This is a genomic window from Pantoea sp. MBD-2R, from assembly GCF_039134845.1.
Lineage (GTDB): Bacteria > Pseudomonadota > Gammaproteobacteria > Enterobacterales > Enterobacteriaceae > Erwinia.
Genome location: NZ_CP152417.1, coordinates 1,241,218 through 1,261,564, shown reverse-complemented (window position 1 = coordinate 1,261,564; position 20,347 = coordinate 1,241,218). Strand labels below are relative to the sequence as shown.

19 protein-coding genes and 1 pseudogene are annotated in these 20,347 nt (G+C 51.7%); 9 read left to right on the top strand and 11 right to left on the bottom strand.

The window, feature by feature from the left end:
- Window positions 1–58: 58 nt before the first annotated feature.
- Entirely contained in the window at window positions 59–2,095 is a 2,037-nt protein-coding gene (pqqU, locus tag AAGQ96_RS05790; RefSeq protein ID WP_342755052.1) for a TonB-dependent receptor PqqU, read from the bottom strand.
- A 573-nt stretch (window positions 2,096–2,668) separates the two neighbouring features.
- Between pqqU and AAGQ96_RS05785 the strand changes: the two genes are divergently transcribed.
- From AAGQ96_RS05785 to AAGQ96_RS05775, 3 genes are all read left to right on the top strand, one after another.
- Window positions 2,669–3,061, top strand: coding sequence for a hypothetical protein (locus tag AAGQ96_RS05785; protein WP_174822355.1), 393 nt, complete (start codon window positions 2,669–2,671; stop codon window positions 3,059–3,061).
- 100 nt (window positions 3,062–3,161) lie between these two features.
- A complete protein-coding gene (locus AAGQ96_RS05780; protein ID WP_342755051.1) occupies window positions 3,162–4,298 on the top strand; it encodes an iron-containing alcohol dehydrogenase in 1,137 nt (378 codons plus the stop codon).
- Between the two features lie 163 nt (window positions 4,299–4,461).
- The gene (locus tag AAGQ96_RS05775) at window positions 4,462–4,887 is read left to right on the top strand and encodes an RcnB family protein (protein WP_147196155.1); all 426 of its coding nucleotides are present in this window, start codon (window positions 4,462–4,464) and stop codon (window positions 4,885–4,887) included.
- 40 nt (window positions 4,888–4,927) lie between these two features.
- On the opposite strand, the gene AAGQ96_RS05770 is transcribed toward AAGQ96_RS05775, so the two are convergent.
- From AAGQ96_RS05770 to AAGQ96_RS05735, 8 genes are all read right to left on the bottom strand, one after another.
- A complete protein-coding gene (locus AAGQ96_RS05770; protein WP_147196153.1) occupies window positions 4,928–5,137 on the bottom strand; it encodes a hemolysin XhlA in 210 nt (69 codons plus the stop codon).
- A gap of 335 nt (window positions 5,138–5,472) precedes the next feature.
- On the bottom strand, window positions 5,473–5,928 hold the full coding sequence (locus AAGQ96_RS05765; protein ID WP_342755050.1) for an RcnB family protein: 456 nt from the start codon (window positions 5,926–5,928) through the stop codon (window positions 5,473–5,475).
- A gap of 266 nt (window positions 5,929–6,194) precedes the next feature.
- A complete protein-coding gene (locus AAGQ96_RS05760; protein ID WP_342755049.1) occupies window positions 6,195–6,551 on the bottom strand; it encodes a hypothetical protein in 357 nt (118 codons plus the stop codon).
- A 284-nt stretch (window positions 6,552–6,835) separates the two neighbouring features.
- The gene (locus AAGQ96_RS05755; RefSeq protein ID WP_342755528.1) at window positions 6,836–8,095 is read right to left on the bottom strand and encodes a cytochrome c; all 1,260 of its coding nucleotides are present in this window, start codon (window positions 8,093–8,095) and stop codon (window positions 6,836–6,838) included.
- A gap of 11 nt (window positions 8,096–8,106) precedes the next feature.
- Window positions 8,107–9,876: a GMC family oxidoreductase gene (locus AAGQ96_RS05750; protein WP_147196148.1), complete on the bottom strand. Its 1,770-nt coding sequence runs from the start codon at window positions 9,874–9,876 to the stop codon at window positions 8,107–8,109.
- 30 nt (window positions 9,877–9,906) lie between these two features.
- Window positions 9,907–10,632, bottom strand: coding sequence for a gluconate 2-dehydrogenase subunit 3 family protein (locus AAGQ96_RS05745; protein WP_147200546.1), 726 nt, complete (start codon window positions 10,630–10,632; stop codon window positions 9,907–9,909).
- A 405-nt stretch (window positions 10,633–11,037) separates the two neighbouring features.
- Window positions 11,038–11,532 (bottom strand): DUF1198 family protein, encoded by a 495-nt coding sequence (locus AAGQ96_RS05740; RefSeq protein ID WP_342755048.1) that lies wholly within the window; start codon window positions 11,530–11,532, stop codon window positions 11,038–11,040.
- A 127-nt stretch (window positions 11,533–11,659) separates the two neighbouring features.
- Complete coding sequence (locus tag AAGQ96_RS05735; protein ID WP_342755527.1) at window positions 11,660–12,505, bottom strand: AraC family transcriptional regulator; 846 nt, start codon at window positions 12,503–12,505, stop codon at window positions 11,660–11,662.
- On the opposite strand from AAGQ96_RS05735, the pseudogene AAGQ96_RS05730 reads away from it, so the two are divergent.
- A pseudogene (locus AAGQ96_RS05730) lies at window positions 12,447–12,917 on the top strand (DMT family transporter); the annotation flags it as partial. The gene AAGQ96_RS05735 and the pseudogene AAGQ96_RS05730 sit on opposite strands and share 59 nt — an antisense overlap.
- Before the next feature lie 38 nt (window positions 12,918–12,955).
- On the opposite strand, the gene AAGQ96_RS05725 reads toward AAGQ96_RS05730, so the two are convergent.
- Window positions 12,956–13,519 carry a hypothetical protein gene (locus AAGQ96_RS05725; RefSeq protein WP_342755047.1) on the bottom strand — a complete coding sequence of 188 codons (564 nt, stop codon included), beginning with the start codon at window positions 13,517–13,519 and terminating at the stop codon, window positions 12,956–12,958.
- 71 nt (window positions 13,520–13,590) lie between these two features.
- Window positions 13,591–14,550, bottom strand: coding sequence for a chemotaxis protein (locus AAGQ96_RS05720; protein ID WP_147196140.1), 960 nt, complete (start codon window positions 14,548–14,550; stop codon window positions 13,591–13,593).
- A 451-nt stretch (window positions 14,551–15,001) separates the two neighbouring features.
- On the opposite strand from AAGQ96_RS05720, the gene AAGQ96_RS05715 reads away from it, so the two are divergent.
- From AAGQ96_RS05715 to AAGQ96_RS05695, 5 genes are all read left to right on the top strand, one after another.
- A complete protein-coding gene (locus AAGQ96_RS05715) occupies window positions 15,002–16,420 on the top strand; it encodes an amino acid permease (RefSeq protein ID WP_147196138.1) in 1,419 nt (472 codons plus the stop codon).
- Window positions 16,421–16,740: 320 nt separating this feature from the next.
- Window positions 16,741–18,099 carry a VOC family protein gene (locus AAGQ96_RS05710; RefSeq protein ID WP_342755046.1) on the top strand — a complete coding sequence of 453 codons (1,359 nt, stop codon included), beginning with the start codon at window positions 16,741–16,743 and terminating at the stop codon, window positions 18,097–18,099.
- Between the two features lie 184 nt (window positions 18,100–18,283).
- The gene (locus AAGQ96_RS05705) at window positions 18,284–19,258 is read left to right on the top strand and encodes a glutathione S-transferase family protein (RefSeq protein WP_147196133.1); all 975 of its coding nucleotides are present in this window, start codon (window positions 18,284–18,286) and stop codon (window positions 19,256–19,258) included.
- The gene (locus AAGQ96_RS05700; protein WP_174822378.1) at window positions 19,252–19,863 is read left to right on the top strand and encodes a dienelactone hydrolase family protein; all 612 of its coding nucleotides are present in this window, start codon (window positions 19,252–19,254) and stop codon (window positions 19,861–19,863) included. Before AAGQ96_RS05705 ends, AAGQ96_RS05700 begins: the two co-directional genes overlap by 7 nt.
- 185 nt (window positions 19,864–20,048) lie before the next feature.
- Window positions 20,049–20,258, top strand: coding sequence for a DUF1471 domain-containing protein (locus tag AAGQ96_RS05695; RefSeq protein WP_342755045.1), 210 nt, complete (start codon window positions 20,049–20,051; stop codon window positions 20,256–20,258).
- The last annotated feature ends 89 nt before the right edge of the window (window positions 20,259–20,347 follow it).

The window sequence follows — 20,347 nt, the reverse complement described above, 5'->3', positions numbered from 1 at the left end:
GATGTTTCGAACCTGCCGCAGGGCATTCGCTCTGCGGCAGGCTGTTCTGGATTCTTTTTTACATAAAGGTATAAGTGAGCGTTGCGCCAATGCCGTAGTTACGTCCCGGCGCCGGCTCGTAATAACGCCCGTTGCCCTCGTTGACAATCACTGAACCGACATACTGTTTATCGAACAGGTTGTCGACACGCGCGAAGGTATCGAGCGACCACTTATCCCAGTTAAAGCGGTAGCCGCTGTTCAGGCTGGTCACCGTATAAGAAGGGGCTTTGGCATCGTTTTCGTCATTGGCCTGAATACTGCTCATATAGCGAATTTCAGCGCCCGCGTGCCAGCCCTCTTCCGGCACCCAGCCTAAGGAAGCATAACCCATATTGCGCGCGATGCCTGGCAGACGGTTTCCCGACGGCGTACAGCTGCCGCTGTCGTCACAGGTTTCATTGCGATAAGTGGCATCCAGCAGCGTCCAGGCCATTTTCATCTGCCAGTTTTCCGCGAACTGCTGATCCAGCCCTAATTCCAGGCCGCGACGCCGGGTTTTACCCGCGTTTTTGTAGACTGAGCGACCGTTACTGCTTTGCGCCACCACCAGTTCGTTGTCGGTATTTGTCTGGAACAGCGCGGCGGTTAACAGGCCGTAGCCGACACGGGTTTTGCTGCCCAGCTCGAAGGTGTCGCTGGTGGAGGGCTTCAGGCCCAGATTCAGTCCGGTCTCATTGCCGCTAATTGAGCGGTAGGAGAGTTCATTAATGGTTGGCGTCTCAAAGCCGCGACCGGCCGAGAAATAGACGTTCCAGGCATCGGTGACGGCATAGTTCAGCGAGCCCATCGGCAACAGTTTGTGATAACGCTTGCTGCCGCTGTCATCGCCGTTGCCGGTGGTGACGTAGTAATCGGTGGAATCGAAGCTGACCGTGCTGTAACGCATTCCGGCATCCAGCGTCCATTTTGGCGTCAAATTCCAGCTAGTTTGCAGGTAAGGATCGAGATTCCACATCACGTTCTTCTCGTTCCGGCGTAAATCGCCCTTCTCTCCCAGCATCGTGCTACCGTTTTCGGTCACGAAGTTCTGAAATCCCTGACGGCGTTCCGTCATGGTTTCATAATCCAGACCGCCGGTGATGCTGAACGGAACGGAACCGATTTGATCGTCATGCTTCCAGCGGGTATCCACGCCGGAATATTTACGTTCCAGCACAATCACGCCGCCAGGATAAGCAGGGCTGCGAGTCTGCACGGCTACGGGGATAGACTGATATTGCGTGGTATGCCGCTCGCCGTGCCAGGTCGTGAGCGTCAGTTTGTCGTTTTCGCTCATATCACGCTGATAACGCAGGCCGACCTGGGTCTGGTCAAGGCTCTTACGCGTATTGAATGTATCGCCACGTGGAGACTGACGCGGCGCATCTTTCCACTCTGAACGGGTAAGTCCACCGGGATCGTTTGCATCAACGGATACGCTGTTGAACATCAGCGTTAGGGTGCTGACATCATCGAGGCGTACGCCAAGCTTGCCGTTACCCAGGTTTTTTTGCGTCCCGCTGTGGTCGCGAAAACCGCGAGTGGTGAAACGTGAACCAGAAATCGTGTAATTCACGTCGCCAGCGTGTGTACCGTCGCCCGTTGATCCGCTGGCTTTAACGCTGTTGCGCCAGCTGCCATAGCTGCCGTAATAGGTGCCCGCTGATAGCGTTGTTGGCTGACTGCCGGTTTCGGTATCAATATTCACCACGCCGCCTGAGGCGTTACCGTACAGCGCCGAGTAAGGCCCGCGCAGCACTTCTACTTTATCAATCGAATTGATGTCGATATTCGACGTCTGACCCTGACCGTCCGGCATGGTGGCTGGAATGCCATCGACATAGACACGCACGCCGCGCACGCCGTACATTGACCGGCTGCCAAACCCGCGAACGGAGAGTTGCAGATCCTGTGCGTAATTCTGCCGGTTTTGAATTTGCAAACCCGGCACGCTGCCCAATGCTTCTGAAAGATTAACCTGAGCTGTATTGCTGCGCAGAGCCTGCCCGCTTACCACGCTGACGGCGGCAGGCGTATCCAGTTCGGATAAGCCGCTGCGCTGCTTAATCACCATCAGCGATCCGTCCTGAGACGAAGCAGAGGTTGTGGCGCTCGCAGACGAGGTTGCGGACTGTGCGTAACTGACTGCTGAAGGCAGTAAAAACAGCGGTGCTAAGAAAAGAGCTGAAGTTTTGTTGTTCACAGGATCGGTTCGATTGATAAATTTTTCGCCAATTGCTTCACAGCCTGACGCCCGATAACGAAATTGCTGTCCGCCCGGACGCCGCACGGTGAAGCGCGTATACGTCATTGCAGAAAAAGTATACAAGCAGTTTCAGAACTTGCCCGCTTAATCCCCTAAAAAACCAGGGTTATAGCGCCTTCAGTCGAAGAAAACGGCTGTTTCAAAGCGGAGAATAAGTGGAAAGTATCAAAAGCGGCAGAATTGTAGCACTCAATAATGCGTTTGCGAACTGTTGTTACCTATTTGGCTGAATTGATTCAGTCATATCACACGAAATGATAATACCCTTGTAACAAGCAGGGTTGGCGGGCCTGCGACCGGTTTGACAGCGCCATACAATGCTCATCCGTTCCTGAAACGGATGACTATACTTAGGCCATTCGCTATTTATCAGGACGTATTATGCGCAGGCAGGAATCCAGACGTTTTTTGCGGGTCGCTCCCGCGATTTTTATCCTTACAGGCACACTGCTTGCCTCACTTTTTTTGCTTAGCGGCTGTTCATCGCGAGAAAAAGGAACGCTGTGTGAAGGAAAAGTGCAAACCCTGGCCGGACAGTCCTTAGGCAATACGGAAGGCGAAATCATCGACCATTTTACCTCGTTCCGGGTGCGGATGGATAAGCTGCAACTGGAAAGCGGTGCGCTTCAATCAGCCGATCCGCAAAAGTACATTCCGTCTGCCGTGACGAAAGAAGGCTGGCTGGCTCAGCGACTCTCCGATACGCGTTTTAGCGTGATCAACGCACCCCAGGACAAAATGATCACCTTTAGCTGCCCTTCCCGCACGCTCTGATGCGTGCTTCTGGATAAAAGAAAGCTTTGATACAGGGCGATCTTTTCACCTAAAGTGAGTCACCTTCATTCAAGACCGCCTCATCCGGTAAGGATTCGCTATGATCGCCAGCCAGATTGCTAACCGACAAACCTTTTTTGGCCGTGGGAGCCTGCGGGAACTTCAGCCGCTGTTGTGCAATGCGCCGCTGCCCACGCTGCTGTTTTGTGGTCACTCCTTTTTGAAAAGCCCTGCCTGGCAGGCGCTGGAAGCCGATCTGGCACCGCAGTTTATCGGTATGGAAATCGTCAGCCATGAAGCCTCACCGAATGAAATTGATGCCTGGGTTGCCCGCTGGCGTGGCAAAGTCCAGCGCGTGGTCGCCATTGGCGGCGGAAGCGTGCTGGATGCAGCCAAGGCATTCGCTGCGTTAAGCCAGCATCCACTGAACACGCTGCGCTATCTGGAAAAAGTGGGTGATACCGCCATCAGTGGAGAAACGCTGCCTCTGATCGCTGTTCCAACCACGGCTGGCACAGGGAGTGAGGTGACGCAGAATGCAGTGGTCACGGAGAAAGTGGAAACTAAAGTCAAAGCCTCATTGCGCCACGCCAACTTTGTTCCACCGATAGCGATTCTCGATCCCGATTTGCTACGCGGTGCGTCCGATCGGGTGCTGGCGTGCTGTGCTATTGATGCTTTTACTCATCTGTTTGAAGCTTACCTGTCCGCCAAAGGCAATATTTTTACTCGTCACACCGCCCTTGCCGGCATGCGCGCTTTTATTAGCGCCTGGCCACATCTGAATCGTGAAGATGAGCAAGGTAATATTGCCCGGGAACAGATGATGATCGCTTCGTGGCAGGGAGGATTAAGCCTGAGTATGGCAGGGCTGGGCGTGATCCACGGTATCGCGGGCGAGCTGGGCGCGATTAAAGATTACCACCACGGCGAAATTTGCGGCCGTTTACTGCTGCCTTTCCTGCACCTCCTCGGTGAAAGCGATAACGCAGAGCAGCAGCAACTGATGGACGAGCTATCCACCGCACTCTTTCCAGGTTTTACGCTGCCCCCCGCCACAATGCTGGCATCCTGGCTGAAGGATCAGGCCATCACCCCTTTCTGGCACGACCCTCAGCCGCTGACGGAGGCTGAAGTTGAGTGGATTCTGGCAAGGTCCAACAGTAAAAATTCGCGGGTGAATTACACTGAGCAGCAGCAGCGCTTTATGCTGGAACAGGCTTTTCACGTGCGCTAAAGCTTATGACGTCGCGCCATGCGGCGTCAGATTATTGCCAGGAAAGCGTAAATATTTCGTTAATCAACCTCTTCTTCAGATTATTGATATTGTTACAAACCGCTTTCGCCCCCAGATTGACCAGAATCAGATCACATTTTTCGACCTGCAAGGAACCATTACAATGAAAAAATCAGGAATTATTGCCCTTTCCGCGCTGCTGTTTGCCACCACCAGCCTGAGCGCTTTTGCCGAGGGTCCACAGCAGGGTCCGGATGGCCATCAACAGCAGCCGGTCAAGCGTCCGCCTCAGAACAATCAGCATGGCGGTCAGCCAAATGAGCAGCACGGCGGCCAACAGCACGACCAACGTGGTCACGAGCCACAGCCTCAGCATAACGCAGAGCATCGCCCGGCTCAGCATGGTGACTTCCGTAAGGGACGTCCTCTGCCGGAAAAATACCGTGGTGAAGGTTATCAGGTGAACGACTGGCGCAAACATGGCCTGAAAGCGCCACCAGCGGGCCATCGCTGGCAGAACATTGATGGTAACTACGTGCTGATTGCCGTGGCCACCGGCGTCATTACCTCGGTGATCGCTCACCACTAATTGCCCGGAGACAGGGGCTGGCAAACCGGAGACGTTGTCTTCAGAACAACAGTTTTGCGATGCCCAGCCCCAATCCGGGCAGAAGAAATAAAGCCGCGATAAACCATTTTGTTTGCGCAGTAATCGAAGAGCGAATTTCCCTTCGTACGCTTTCAATATCCACTCGGGTGGCGTAGTCCGCTTTAATTACCGCTACATCAATCAGCAGAGTTTCTACTTTACTTTCCAGTAGCTTCATTCTTTCAATCATCTTCTCCCCCTCCTGAGAACGCGTTAATCCTTATTTGCATGCCATTATATTGCATGCAGCTAAAACAGCCAGCGGCAGAGCCCGTAAATAAGGCGTGACCGCTCGAAAAACCGGATGAAAATAATGTAACAAGCCAGCATGGCTATTTAAGAACATCAAGAAGGAAGTCAGCGCAGCTTAATACGGTAAAATGTAACAGGAGTACGTTATAGACAGGATTACGTTTTAGTGAGAAGAGGATAAATAACGAAATTTAGAAAACGAAGCAAGGGAATAGCATTGTAGAAACAGACTGGAAAATTAATGGCTGGCACCCGCAGATGCCAGCCCAAAATTTAATGGAACGCGTTATTTAACAGAATGGAGGTAATCACACCCGTTGCTGCGGCAATCAGAACATAGTTGCCGTCAATATAAGCCCAGTGCTCACCACGTGGCGGTGCACCCAGGCCGCGATCGCGCCAGTCGTTTACGCGATAATCATTGCCGCGGAAGTGAGGTGGCAGCGGTTCACCGCGGTGGAACTCATGTCCCTGCCAGGCGAAACGGTCACGCTGCTCGAAATGGCGATCGTGTCCACGATCGTCATGACCCCGGAAATCGCCCCGGCCGTCATGACCACGATCCGGGCCACGGCCAGGACCACCATGTCCCTCAGGACCACCGTGCCCGTCATGGCCGCCCTGCTGATGCCAGGGTTGTCCCGGAGGGCCTTCAGCCTGAGTCACGGTAGAAAACAGGGTACTGGCTGTGAACACAGTCATTAAAAGTGCCAGCGTCGTTTTTTTCATGGTTATATCCTCGATTTGCTCCCGGCTTCTGTAGCGCCGTTGCAGGACACTATCGTCTAACCGAAGCAGTAAGAATATATCTAACAGTCTTAAAACTGCTGGTATTACTGTACTTTACCCGACCTTAACTCTTCCTTAACACTATGAATGAATTGTGCACCTTTCGCCCGGGTCTTATTTGTGTTAAGTGATGGAATTCCGCCCAGTCACAGGCCGATTGGATAAAAAAATCTGCACGGAAGCAGCAGGCGAAATCATTTCATCCTTTAAAACAGCACTTTTGCCAGTCCCAGACCTGCCCCTAACAAAACAAAAAGCGAAGAGACAAACCAATATGTTTGCCGGGAAATGACCTTATAAAGCTCCACCCGCAGCCCTTCAATATTGTGTTGCACCCCGGCAATATCTTCTTTCGTTGCATAGTTTGATTTAACGATGGCCATGTCGATTTGCAAATGTGAGACATCTGTTTTGAGGAGTGAGACATCCTTTTTAAGTTCAGCAACATCCTCCTTTAAAATCGAGACATCTTTTTTCAGCAGCGAAATATCCCCCTTCAATGTAGAGATATCCTGCTGCATCAGATCATTTTGGGCTTCGACTTTTTCAATCCTGTTTTCCATGCTCTCTTCCTTGTTAAAAATATCCATTGTTGGGTTGATGAGCAAAGAATATGGCGAAACTCTGCAGGCGGCAAGTTCCGATTCGCCCCTAAAATGCGGCATATCCTGGAAAATTAATATGTAAACAATGAAACAAAAATAACAGCAGCGGACAGGAAGAGGGTTCTGATAAAAGAAGCGGCGCTATGCCGCTTCCGGTGACATCAGGTTCTAAGCGCGAGGGTTAGCCTCAATTTGGCATCCGGATCGTAAATGGTCCTTATCGCTCGCGCTAACCTGTGCAATTACTCTTTACTCTTCAGGCTTTTGCGTACCTTCTCTACCCGATCAGCACTGACCGCGGCGGCTTTATTACTCCAGCCCTGACGAATAAAGGTCGCCAGCTGCGCCACGTCTTCATCGCTCAGACGGGAAGCAAAGCCGGGCATTGCCAGCGTTGACGGTGCTTTCGCGGTGGAGGGTTGCTGCGCACCAGCGAGGATAGTGTGAATCAACCCGCCAGGATCGTCAGCATTCACGATAGTCGCCTGATCCAACTGCGGGAACACCCCGGGTGCGCCTTTGCCGGTAACAAAATGGCAGGCACCGCAGTTATCGAGGTACAAACGTTCTCCGGTAGAAAGATTTTTCGCCGCGGTTAGTTTATTTTCTGTCGCTGTAACGGCTTTTTCATCAACAGCGGGCGCTGGCGGGTTGCCGCCAATAAACTTCAGATAAGCCGTAATTGCTTTCAGATCGCTGTCAGTCATATATGAGGTGCTGTGCTCGACAACGGAAGTCATCTCTCCGCCCACGGCAGCTTTGTCATTGCGGCCTTTCGCAAGATAATCAACCGTTTCCTGCCCGGTCCAGCGCGGTAAACCGCGCAGCGAAGGTACTTCCCAACCGTTCAAATTACCGCCAGAAAGGAACGTTGCATCACGGCTGTCGAGGGCTTTTTCATTCATACCCAAACCGCGAGGCGTATGGCAACTGCCGCAGTGCCCCAAACTTTCTACCAGATAGGCGCCACGATTGACCTCAGCCGTTGCGCCGCCAATTGGCTGGAAAGGCTTGTCAGAGACAAATGCCCAATTCCAAAAACGCATGCCCCAGCGCTGGCTGAACGGGAAACTGAGATCGGTTTTTGGCGGTTTTTCGGCACTCGGTTGCACACCCTTCATAAACCAGGTGTAGAGCGCATGCATATCTTCATCGCTAATTTTAGCGTAATCAGGGTAAGGCATCGCCGGATAAAGGCGCTTGCCATCTGGCAGCACGCCTTTACGCACGGCATCGGAAAACTGCTGCTCGCTATAATTGCCAATGCCCTGTTCTTTATCGGGCGTGATATTGGTCGAATAGATAGTGCCTAAATTAGAGTCAATCGCCAGACCGCCGGAAAAAGCGGGCTTGCCCGGAATCGAGTGGCAGGCACTACAGTCACCCAGCCGTGAAATATATTCGCCCTGCTTCAGCAGTGCCGCATCGTCTGCCTGAACCGTGGCGGTATAGCCCGCGCTCAGCATTACAGCATTCGCGATAAAAAAAGGTAGCTTGTTCATTTTCATCTCGCTTATGCCTGTACCAGAGGACCGGGATTTTTCAGGTAGCGATCTTTAATCGCCGCCGCTGCCATTAGCGTCAATGCGCCGATGGTATCCGTTGGGTTAGCCTGAAAATTCTGCGGGAAGGCGTTGCCGCCAGGCACAAAGACGTTATGCACATCCCAGCTTTGCAGATATTTATTCAACGCAGAGGTTCTCGGATTATCGCCCATTACCGCGCCGCCCACGTTATGGGTGGAAACGTATTTGGTCAGGTCAAAGTGCGCGTCCATCGGCAGGAAGCTTTCGCTATAGCTGTCCGGGTTCAGTTCCTGGGTAATCTTGCTAACAACGCCTTTCAAATACTGTTGCAGCCTGAGTTCGTTCTGTTTCCAGTCAAACGTCATGCGCAGCAGCGGGTAGCCATATTCATCTTTGTAATTCGGATCCAGATCGAGATAAACATCACGATAAGACTGGCAGGTCGTGGTGATGCTGATCTTCATCGAATGGCCGTACCATTCTTCAAGCCCCTCTTTCCAGCCCGTCCCCCAGGCCGGCGTGCCTTTTGGCAGTGACGTGCTGATTGGTGTTCCGGTAGCCTGAGAACTGTGGATTTTTGCTCCGCCAATAAAGCCCAGCGACGGCCCGTCAAAATTGCCCGGCGAGATATCGTTAAACATCTGTCCGGTCGCGCCAGCGGTGGCAAACGGGTTGAAGTTTTTATCTTTAAAGAACAGCGTCGAACCACCGTTGCTCAAAAAAGCATAATTTCGGCCAACCACGCCCTCTTCCGTAATCGGGTTATACGGCTGACCAATCCCTGAAAGCAGCATCAGGCGCACGTTGCAGAACTGGAAGCTGCTGAGCACCACAATTTTGGCGGGCTGGAAGCACTCATTGCCCTGCGCATCGATGTAGATCACCCCTTTGGCGGTTTTCTTGTCATCGTGCAGCACGACTTTCATTACGTTGGCATGCACTTCATACGAGAAGTTCTCCATGCGTTTAAGCGCATCCATCACCGCCGTTTGCGGTGAAGCTTTGGAGTAGTTCAGGCAAGGATATTTACTGCAATATCCGCAGTAGTTACAGGGCGCGATCTGGTTGCCATAAGGATTGGTCCAGGCGCGGGAAACGCAGGCTGAGGGGTTAGGAAACGGATGATAGCCGAGTTTTTTGGCGGCTTTGACGAACATCGTGTTATTGAGCGTATCTTCAAGTGCCGGCAACGGATAAGGCTCCGAGCGCGGCCCTTCAAAGGGATCGCCGCCTTCCAGTATTTGTCCGCGCAGGTTGCCAGTATTGCCTGACTGGCCGCAGATATGCTCAAATTTAGTGTAATACGGCTCGATTTCATCCCAGCTGAACGGGAAATCCATGATCCGCATATCTTCCTGTAAAATGCCAGGCTTATACGCCTGGTCGGCGTAGGTTTTCAGCTTCAAATCGGTTGGCGTTGGCCGAATCAAAACGGCCGTCCAGTGCAGCCCCGATCCGCCTACGCCGGTTCCGGGTGCAAAAGCGCCCCACTTGCGGGTTGGTAAGGCGGTTTGACTCATGTTGTAACGCACCGTCACCGCCGCTTCTGCCGGTGTTGCCATCACTTTATTACGCACGCCGTAAGCATATTCATCAGCGGGTTTAGGATAGGCAAATTCTTCGTAACCCCGATCGCCACCACGCTCGAGCGCACGGACTTTTAAACCTGCCATCGCCAGCTCAATACTCATCAGCGAGCCAGCCCACCCCAGGCCGACCACAACAACGTCGACTTCTTCTTTATTTACTGTTGCCATTTTAAATCCTGCCAAACTTGATAAGGGAACTCAGGCGCGGTCGCCCCTGATGCCGATCGGACCGAGCGGATACGGGACATTGTGCTGTTTGACCCATTCCGTATAGCTGGCGCGCGCGCCGGGGAAGCCAATGGCAATCCACGCCTTCATCCCCTTGTTGCCGCCGTACATCGGATCGGCAAGATAGCCATGTTTGGTGTCCGAAAGCAGTTCGCTGAAGAACTGCGAGCCTTTTAGTGAGTTCTCTCCAAGCTCGGCAAAATTGACCTCGTTTTTCTGCACGCTGGTCAGTACCGCGTCTCTGTCTGCATCTGAGAGCTGATGAAAGGATTTTTGATGATGTTGTTCACACCAGGTGTTAACCAGCTTGATGCCGGTTTTATAAATTTGCTGAGGGCGGAAGGGAATCTGATAGCCCATGGTGGCTGGCGCGTGCACGTCAAACGGCCCCTGCATATAGATTTCGTCGCCAAAATCGCCATGCATTTGCTGATCGATAAAAATGGGCACATTGGTTTCCAGTGCGCCTGGCGCTTTACCTTTGCCACCGGCGGGGATCAGGCGATCGCAGGCGGCCATAATAAATTGCCATTCATCGCCTGCGAAAAAAATCGGTTGATAATCGAGCAGTTCAGGGGCAGCCATTTCTGCTGCCTGTGCTGCCGTTAATCCTTTAAAAACCATATCGCCCAGCGGCAGCGCTAACAGCGATCCGAGTAAAAACTTTCTGCGGGTAGTTTCTTTTTGAAGAAGCATCACATTACGACTCTCACATGATAATAAAATGTAATCGGAGTTAATAAATATCGTTATTAGAAAAGGCAAAAGTAATTTTATTGATATTTATATTTCAAAATGTAAGCAAAAGACGTGTTATGTTTAATGTTAAGTTTTTGTAATATTGTTAATTTCTTATTAAACTCGCCCAGGACCATTTACGCTTAAAAAAAGCGCAACCGCCCCTTTTTTGTGCTGATTCCGACTCTTTTCCCTTCATAATCCTTTGTGTTTAATCAATGCAGGTGATAGTAACCACAATAAATAAATGGAAAAAACTCCGCAAAAAAAATGACACGAAGGAAGAGAAAATTAAGGGGCGGGAAAGGTGAAGAGGAGAAATAAAAGACGCGCCGCAGTTATCAGCGCATCCCTGAGAAGAAACTAGCGCCGGTGAAGCCGGGAGTGAAGCGGAATAACGTTGCTGGGAGGTTCAGATAAAATCGTTTCATCGGCAGCAAAACGCGCATTGTAACGCTGACGAAAATCGTTCATTTCATAAGCATCGGGTTCCAGTTCACGCAAAAACACCATAGCCAGCCGGACATGCTCATTGGATAACTCAAGCGGCAGATAGGCTTTACGTAAAACGCCGCGCCAGAAAGCGAGGCTCTCATCAGATTCATCAACAATAAATACCTGATAGATCAACAGTACGCTGGCAGCATTACTTAAATGCGCTTCGCTATCGCGTGAAAGATAGTCAACAAACTCCTCGCCCGCTTTACGCCCCATCAGGCTGATGAGCGATTCGACATAAACGGGATCGAGATTCAGCCGTTTCGTTAAGGCACGTGACGCGCGTCGGGCTTTAGAGTTAAGTACGCGAAAACCAATAATAAAAACCACAACAAGCGTGGCAAGCATCAGCCAGATCATTCATCATCCTGTGAAACCAGATCTGCATCCGGGGAAAGTGATCGAGGGTATCAGATTAACAGCAGGGCGCGGCGCAAAGCAATCGAGCGCGCTGAAGCGGCCGGAGAAGGGGCAGGAACCGCCTGCCTCAGCGGCGCAGCGCAGAAGGCGCTATGCCATAGACGCTTTTAAAACGGTTGCTGAAGTGGCTGGAGGAGTGAAAACCGCACTGTAAGGCAATCTCGGTCAGCGGCAAAAGCGTGTACCGCACCAGCTGCTCGGCCTTCATCATTCGCTGCTGCATGACGAACTGATGTGGCGCAAGCCGGGTCGACTGTTTAAACATACGGGCGAAGTGGAATTCACTCAGGCAGGCCTGCTGCGCCAAATCTGCCAGCGTCAGCGGTGAGGCCAAATGCGCCTCAATATAAGCGAAAATATTGCGCAACACGCTGGGTGCCAGACCGCCACGCACGTCAGGCAGCCGCCAGTTAATCTCGCTGTAATGTTGCAACAGATGCGTCAGCAGCAGGGTTGACGCACTGCTCAGCGTCAGATGATTAGCGTTATTACGCCAGTCGCAGCCGAGTAAAAAATGCCGGTAAAGCTGCGTGATACGGCTGTCCTGCTGAAAAACCTGCATATCCAGAGAAATCGTGGCTGGATGGCGATCCCAAATCTGTTCAGCCAGATGGCGCAGGTGCGCATCGGTGCAGTATAAATGCACAAAGCTGAATTCTCCCCGCACATCCCACGTCGATTCACTGTCTGCAGGCAACAGGCAAAAACGATCGGGCGCGCCGCCGTTTTTCCAGCCTGCTGGCGTTTTATGCCAGGTATCAAAGCCCCTTTCCACATACATACTGAGCGTATGATGATCGCTAAGTTGCGTCACCCGATCGAAATTATTACGCCAGGCCGCCAGCCTGACGCCTTCACTGCTTGCCGGTATTGGCCTTAGCGCGCTGGGAACGTTAGGGTTTTCGCTCGGCAATATGATTAGCACGCGGCATCAGCGCCATGGCCTTGAGATTCTCTCGACCAATTCTTATGCCATGCTGTATGGCGCGCTGGTCATGGGCGCTATCAGCCTGGTAAAAGGCGAAAACTTTATGCCGGAAATCTCCCTGCGCTATCTGGGCTCGCTAGTTTACCTGGCTATTTTTGGCTCGGTGATCGCCTTTGCCGCCTACTTTACGCTGGCAGGACGCATCGGTTCTGGCCAGGCGGCCTACAGCACGCTGCTGTTTCCACTGATTGCGCTGACGCTTTCCACGCTGTTTGAAGGGTATGTCTGGCACGCCAATGCGGTTATTGGTCTGGTGTTTATTCTGGCAGGAAATCTGGTGATGTTTGCGAAACCGTTTAGCCTGCGGCGCGTTGTCGCCAGGCCAACATCTTCCTGACCGCCAGCTGTCGCGGCCAGAAAAAACGGCGGTTAGCGTCAGTACTGGCAGTCCATCGCCGATTGCGGCACTTTTGCACCCGCTTTTAGCTTGATAATCAGCTGCACATTAGGCTCGGTGCCAAGGGTGCGGCTGATATGCCCGTTATGACCGCCCTTGCCTTTTGCGCCGTGATCGCCGTTAAACTGCATTTCGCCCGGCCCCTGCACCAGCTTGCTGCCGTCTGAGGATTCGACCGACCATTTGCCAGAAAGCGTAATCACCCACTGCGGGCCCGGTGCGGAATGCCAGCTTCCGACATAGCCCGGCGGCAGAACCGCATAAGCGATGCTTTCAACCTGGTCAGGCGATACGCCAATCCACTGCGGCGCAGCCGGAGGCGCATAGCTTTTATAATCCAGCCCTTCTAACCGACAATGGCCGATATGGGTTTCGCCTTTATCATCGGCCCACAAATTGGCATAGCTCACCGGCGGCTGGATTTTGCCCTCTACAGTCGTCCTGACGGATGAATCAGCCGGAACGGCTTTGACTTCAGATTGCGCGGCATAAGTGCACAGCGGCAGACACATAACGGCTGCCGCAATCAACGATCGCTTCATAACTTTCCTCAGTGTTAACAATGCGGCATAAGCATAGCAGTGATAAAAGAGGGCCGATATTTTGCGACAAATTAACGTACTGCTTCTTCCAGCACTTTATGAATAACCGCGGAAAGTTCATTAATTTCAAATTTCGCGACGTAGCCATTAGCGCCGACTTTCCGCACGTGATCTTCGTTAGCGCTGCCAGACAGCGAGGAGTGGATCACCACAGGAATATTTTTCAGCAGCTGATCGTTTTTAATATTACGGGTTAACGTAAAACCGTCCATTTCCGGCATTTCCAGATCGGTCAATACCATGGAGATCTTGTCATGGATGGAGACACCTTCCGCCTGTGCCTGCTGAGAAATCAGCTTAATTTTTTCCCAGGCCTCTTTACCGGTAATGTGCATTTCCGCGGGGATACCCATCACTTTCAGACCCTGCTCCAACATCTGACGCGCTACCTTCGAGTCTTCGGCCACGATTGCGATTGAACCCGGCTTGATGTTGAAGGCTTTGAGCTTGACGTCGCTTTCTTTCACATCACGAACGGAAGGGATAACGTCATGCAGGATTTGCTCAACGTCCAGTACCATTGCCATGCTGTTGGTTTTGTCATCCAGGCAGGCGATGCTGGTAATATTACGGCTGCTGATACCGGATTCAGCGGTATGAATTTGGTTCCAGTTAAGACGAACAATGTCATCCACCGATTCCACGGCAAATGCCTGAGTACTACGCGCGTATTCCGTTACCAGCAACAGATTCAGACCCGTTTCCGGCGTGCAGCCAGCAACCGCAGGCAGATCGATCACCGGGATAAACTGCCCGCGAATGTTAGCCATACCCAGCAGGGGCGATTTCATTCCGGCCGCTTTGGTGATCGGCGGCATTGGCACGATTTCACGCAGTTTGAACACGTTAATACCGAACAGCTCTGATTTTGCATCGTTCTGATCTGAACCGAGACGGAATAACAACAGCTCAAACTTATTGGATAAGGCGAGATTCGCTCTCTCATCAATCTCTTTCTGGAAATTATCCATCACTACCTCTGGGTTGCCTTGCTGATTGTACGGTGAGAAAGCCGGGCGCCATGTTGCACCCGGCTCATCATTCTGAATGTGTTATCGGCAGCGGCGAAGAAAAGTACAGGGGAGTGATAAAAGAGTTGTTACGCAGAGGCAAATTCCAGGATGCGCATTTTGATGCCGGTTTGCGCCCTGAACAGCGACAAAAGTCATTAACTCATTCCCATTTGTCGTTTGTATGATTTTTGTTCTAACCAGATGCTCAGGCCGGACAGAGTGGGAAATAATATGACTTATCATGAAGATAAGAAAAAACTATGACAAACCACCCCTAAAGCTTTTACTCCCATCTTTCGGCGGGTCAGAATCGAATAAGGACAAAAGCGGTGATAATTCAAATCACTGGAAAAAGGGAATTTAAAAAGGAGTGAAGCCTTAACATCACCACCAACATGCAGGATAAGCTATGAGTTACTCACCAAAAGTGCAGTCTTCTCTCGGCGACGGATTATCCAGTCGTCAGGTCACCATGATCTCTGTAGCCGGTATTATTGGTGCCGGGTTGTTTATCGGTTCGGCCAGCGCGATTGCCACAGCAGGCCCTGCCATATTAGTTTCTTATGCGCTGACCGGCTTTCTGGTCTTACTGGTAATGCGTATGCTCGGCGAAATGGCCGTGATGCATCCAGACTCCGGTTCCTTTTCGACTTATGCCGCACGCGCGCTGGGCCCCTGGGCAGGCTTTACCATCGGATGGTTATACTGGTGGTTTTGGGTGCTGGTTATCCCGGTAGAAGCGATAGCCGGCGCCAATATTCTCCACTCCGCTTTCCCCGCCCTTCCCGCCTGGGTTTACACCGTTTCCATCATGACTTTACTCACCGTCACTAACCTGTTTAACGTAAAAAACTTTGGCGAGTTTGAGTTCTGGTTTTCAATTATTAAAGTCGTCGCCATCATGGCATTTATTGTGGTTGGCGTACTTGCCGTAACCGGTTACTGGCCGCTGGCACAGATTAGCGGTTTCTCCCGCCTTTACGATCATGGCGGATTTATGCCGCACGGCGCTGGCGCAATTTTGTCGGGCGTGTTGATTACCATTTTCTCTTTCTTTGGGGCGGAGATCGTGACGATTGCCGCAGCCGAGTCGAAAAATCCAGGCCAACAGATCCGCCGTTCAACCAATCTGGTCGTCTACCGTATTGCCCTTTTCTATCTGCTGTCGATTTTTCTCGTTGTCTCTTTAGTCAGCTGGAACGATCCACAACTGAAAGAACAGGGAACCTTTCAATATGTGTTGAACGCGCTAAACCTGCCTGGCGCTGAATTTATCGTCAGTGCCGTGGTCTTTGTCGCCGTTTGCAGCTGCATGAATTCCGGGCTTTATACTGCCTCACGCATGTTCTATTCGCTGGCCCAGCGTGGCGATGCCCCTCAATCCGGCACGAAAGTGTCTGCGGGCGGCGTACCACAAGTGGCGGTATTAAGCTCAACGCTGGCTGGTTTTGCTGGCTGCCTGGCTAACTATGCGTTTCCGGGGAAAGTCTTTGATTTTCTGCTTTCCACAACCGGTGCCATTGCGTTACTGGTCTACCTGGTTATTGCCGTTTCTCAGCTGATCATGCGTCGGGCAATGGAAAATAAAGGCCAGTCTCCGGATTTCAAAATGTGGCTGTTTCCGTGGCTGACGTTATTTACCATTGCCATTATTCTAATGGTGTTAGGTTACATGTTTATTTCACCGGATTATCGTTATGAAACGCTGATGACAACGGCAGTGACGCTAATCATGTTAGCGTTAAGCTTTTATGTTACCCGCAATCGTAAAGTATCCCGCGGCGTAAGCAGCAAGCGTCGAGCTGAATTGCAGAGCCGAACGATTTAATGCGCTAAAAAGGGTTCCCCGGTGACCTGAAGAACCCTTTATAAAGGCGCTTGCGGTGCGGCAACATCATCCGTGCCTGAATAAGGCGGAGAGGACTCTCCGCCTCCAGGTTGCCACTTAGCGGATTCGTAAGCTATGAAAGCCGCTGCCTCATCACTATCTGGAATTAACTCTGGCGCTGGATAGCTTTGTGCCATCTGCCTGGCCGTGATGAAAACCCTGAACGATACTCATCTCAGGAAAGGGGTAACACTAAACCAACGGGCGCCGTGTACCCTTCGCGCTAAATCCCTTCACAGTCGTGACCATAAGGGCTACTTATGACCCAGCAGAACGTTTCACCGGATACCATCCGCGATCGGTTTTCTAAAGCGATGTCGCTGATGTACCAACAGGAAGTGCCGCAGTACCGTACGCTGTTGCAGATAGTGAAAGAAGTCAACACGCTCTATTTGCAGGCGCATCCGGATACTTTTGCCGATTCTGACGATGCAGAAGAACTGAACCGGCTGGATGTGGAACGCCATGGCGCCATTCGCCTTGGCAAGCCGGAAGAGCTGGCAACCATGCGCTTGTTGTTTGCCGTAATGGGCATGCAGCCGGTTAGCTACTACGATTTGTCCGCCGCGGGGGTACCGGTACACGCCACCGCTTTCCGGGCAGTCGAAGAAGCCTCACTGCAATACAATCCCTTCCGCGTTTTTACGTCTCTGCTGCGGCTTGAACTGATTGATGATGCGGATCTACGGCAAAAAGCGCAGCAAATCCTTGCTCAACGCGATATTTTTACGCCGCGCGTGCGCGAACTCATTGCTCTTAACCAGAAAAATCAGGGGCTCGACGAGACGCAGGCAGACGAATTTGTTCAGGAAGCGCTGAAAACATTCAAATGGCACAGCGAAGCGCAGGTTGATGTCGCAACCTATCAGTCGCTGCTGGCGCATCATCGTTTGATTGCCGATGTGGTGTCGTTTAAAGGCCCGCATATCAATCACCTGACGCCCAGAACGCTGGATATTGATGCGGTGCAAAAGCTGATGCCGCACTATCAGATCGCAGCAAAAGAAGTCATTGAAGGGCCGCCGCCTCGCCAGGTTCCCATTTTGCTCAGGCAAACCAGTTTTAAAGCCCTCAGTGAGAAAATTACCTTCGCCGATTCATCCGAAGGGCTGCATACCGCGCGCTTTGGTGAGATCGAACAGCGTGGTCTGGCGCTAACGCCTCAAGGCCGCGCTTTATACGACAGGCTGTTACAGCAGGCTTCCGACGATGCCGACCACAGTCAGGAGGAGACTCATGACGCGCAGCTGGCCCGATGCTTTGCGGCTTTCCCGGATAACGTGACGGATCTGCGCCAGCAGGCGCTGGGCTATTTCCGTTACCGCCTGAAACCTGGCGCAGTGCTGCCTGAAGCCAGAGCCTCACGGGCGCATCTGGAGGCCTTAATCAGCGAGGGCATTGTTCAGGCAAAACCGATCATTTACGAAGATTTTCTGCCCGTTAGCGCAGCGGGAATTTTCCAGTCAAACCTCGGCAGTGAAAGGGGTGCGGTACATAAAGGCAATCCCAACAAACTGGCTTTCGAATCGGCGTTGGGTTGCCCGGTGATCGATGAGTTTTCGCTTTATCAACGTCTTCAGGAAAATTCGCTGACGGAGATTTTTGGCGAAAATCGATAAGTTATGGCGATGGCAGGCAGATCTGCTCCCGCCGGAATCGCCAGCACACTTCACTGAGACGACTTCCGTTCAGGATGATTATTTCCTTTTTGGAAACAATCATCCTCAATTCAGCCGTATAATCACCATTATGGAAATAAGCTATCCTGACTTTTTTGTATTTTAAAAAGAGCAGGAGAAGCTTATGTTGGTTAACGGAAAATGGACCGCAGACTGGCACCCGGTGCAGGCTAAAGATGAGAAAGGCGGCTTCGTTCGCCAGACCTCCAGCTTTCGGCACTGGGTAACACCGGACGGTTCGCCAGGGGTTACCGGTGAAGGCGGGTTTAAGGCCGAGCCGGATCGCTATCACCTTTACGTAGCGCTGATTTGTCCATGGGCGTCACGCACGTTAATTGCCCGCAAGCTAAAAGGCCTGGAAGAGATCATTAGCGTATCGGTCGTTGAACCCTGGCTGTTGGATGAAGGCTGGCATTTCGGCGACTATCCCGGCGCTAATCGCGATGAGCTGAATCAGGCGGAATGGCTGCATCAGCTTTATACGCGAGCAGATGATACCTATACGGGCCGCGCCACCGTGCCGATATTATGGGACAAAAAGAAACAAACTATCGTCAATAATGAATCCGCGGATATCGTGCGTATGTTCAACGCCGGTTTTGGCGATCTTGCCCGATCGGAACAGGATCTTTATCCCGCCGAATTGCAAAAAGAGATCGATGCGCTGAATGCTGAGATCTATCCTGCACTCAACAATGGGGTTTACCGTGCCGGTTTTGCCACCACGCAAATCAGCTATCAGGAAGCCTGTCATGATGTGTTCGCCATGCTGGATAAACTGGAGAACAGGCTGAGCGACGGCCGAAAATTCCTCTTGGGTGAAAAGATAACCGAAGCGGATATTCGGCTGTTTGTCACGCTGATACGCTTTGATGCGGCCTATCACGGCCTGTTCAAATGTAATCTCCGTCAGCTTCGTACTTTTGCGGCGTTATTTGGCTTTACCCAAAGAATGTTGGCTGTTCCCGGCGTACGTGAGACAGTTAACCTTGATCATATTAAACAAGGCTATTATTCAATCAAAGCGCTGAATCCAAACGGCATTGTGCCCGTTGGGCCGGATTTGAGCGATTATGGCTTTAGCGAGGGAATATCATGAAGAAACTGGTGGTTTTACTGCACGGCGTGGGAAGTTCAGGCGCCGATTTGGAGGGACTGGGACACTATTTTCAGCCCTCTTTTCCGGACGTTATTTTTTCTTCGCCGAACGGCACAGAAAAGTTTGATGGCGGCGGCGCGGGATATCAGTGGTTCAGCGTAACGGGCGTTACCGAGGCTTCTCGTCCGGGACGCATCGTCAATGCCCGGGCAGCATTTGATGCCGCGATACAGCAGATTTTTGCAAAACACGCCATCGATCCTGAACAGGATCAGGTGATTTTTCTTGGCTTTTCTCAGGGGTCGATAATGGCGCTCGATGCATTAGTCAGCGCTCGCCTGCCGCTGGCGGGCGTCGTCGCGTTTTCCGGACGTTTATCTTCACCACAACCCTATGCTACCGCGAGCAACACGCCAGTTCTGCTGGTTCATGGCCAGGCCGATCCGGTTATTCCGTGGCAGGAAAGTGAAAGCGCAGCGGCAAAATTGAGCGAGGTTGGCATCCCGGTAACGACCTTCTTCGAAACCGCCCTTCCTCATACCATTTCGATGGACGGTATCAATAAGGCAACGGCTTTTATCAGCCAGTGTTTCAGTAAAGCTTAATTTTTTTCTGGCCTTTAGCGCTTTACAGCCTGTAAGGTCAGATTCTCCTACCTGCCTTTTTCAGTCAATTTTTTTGAGTGACTTTAGCAAATAGTTCCGCTTACTCTTTGCACATATCACGCGTAATATTTATCCCATCGAGACAGACCGTCTCTCACTTTAAAAAGCAACATCGGGAATTTATTATGAACATCATCAAAAAAATTGCATTAGCAGCGCTATTTTCTGGCGTATCATTTGCGGGTTTTGCTCAGACCGTAACGGCCTCTGCCGATACGCTTGACGGCGCAGAAGCAAAAATCGCGGCTCAGGCAGAAAAAGCCGGTGCGTCTTACCAGATTACGGAAGCTTTCTTCAATAACCATGTCCATATGACCGCTGAGCTGACGAAATAATATAGGCGCTATTCACTGAGGCTGTTGACATAGCTCAGGCGCGAGGAACGCTGGCCCTTCATAAAGATGCAAAAAACGGCATCCGTGCC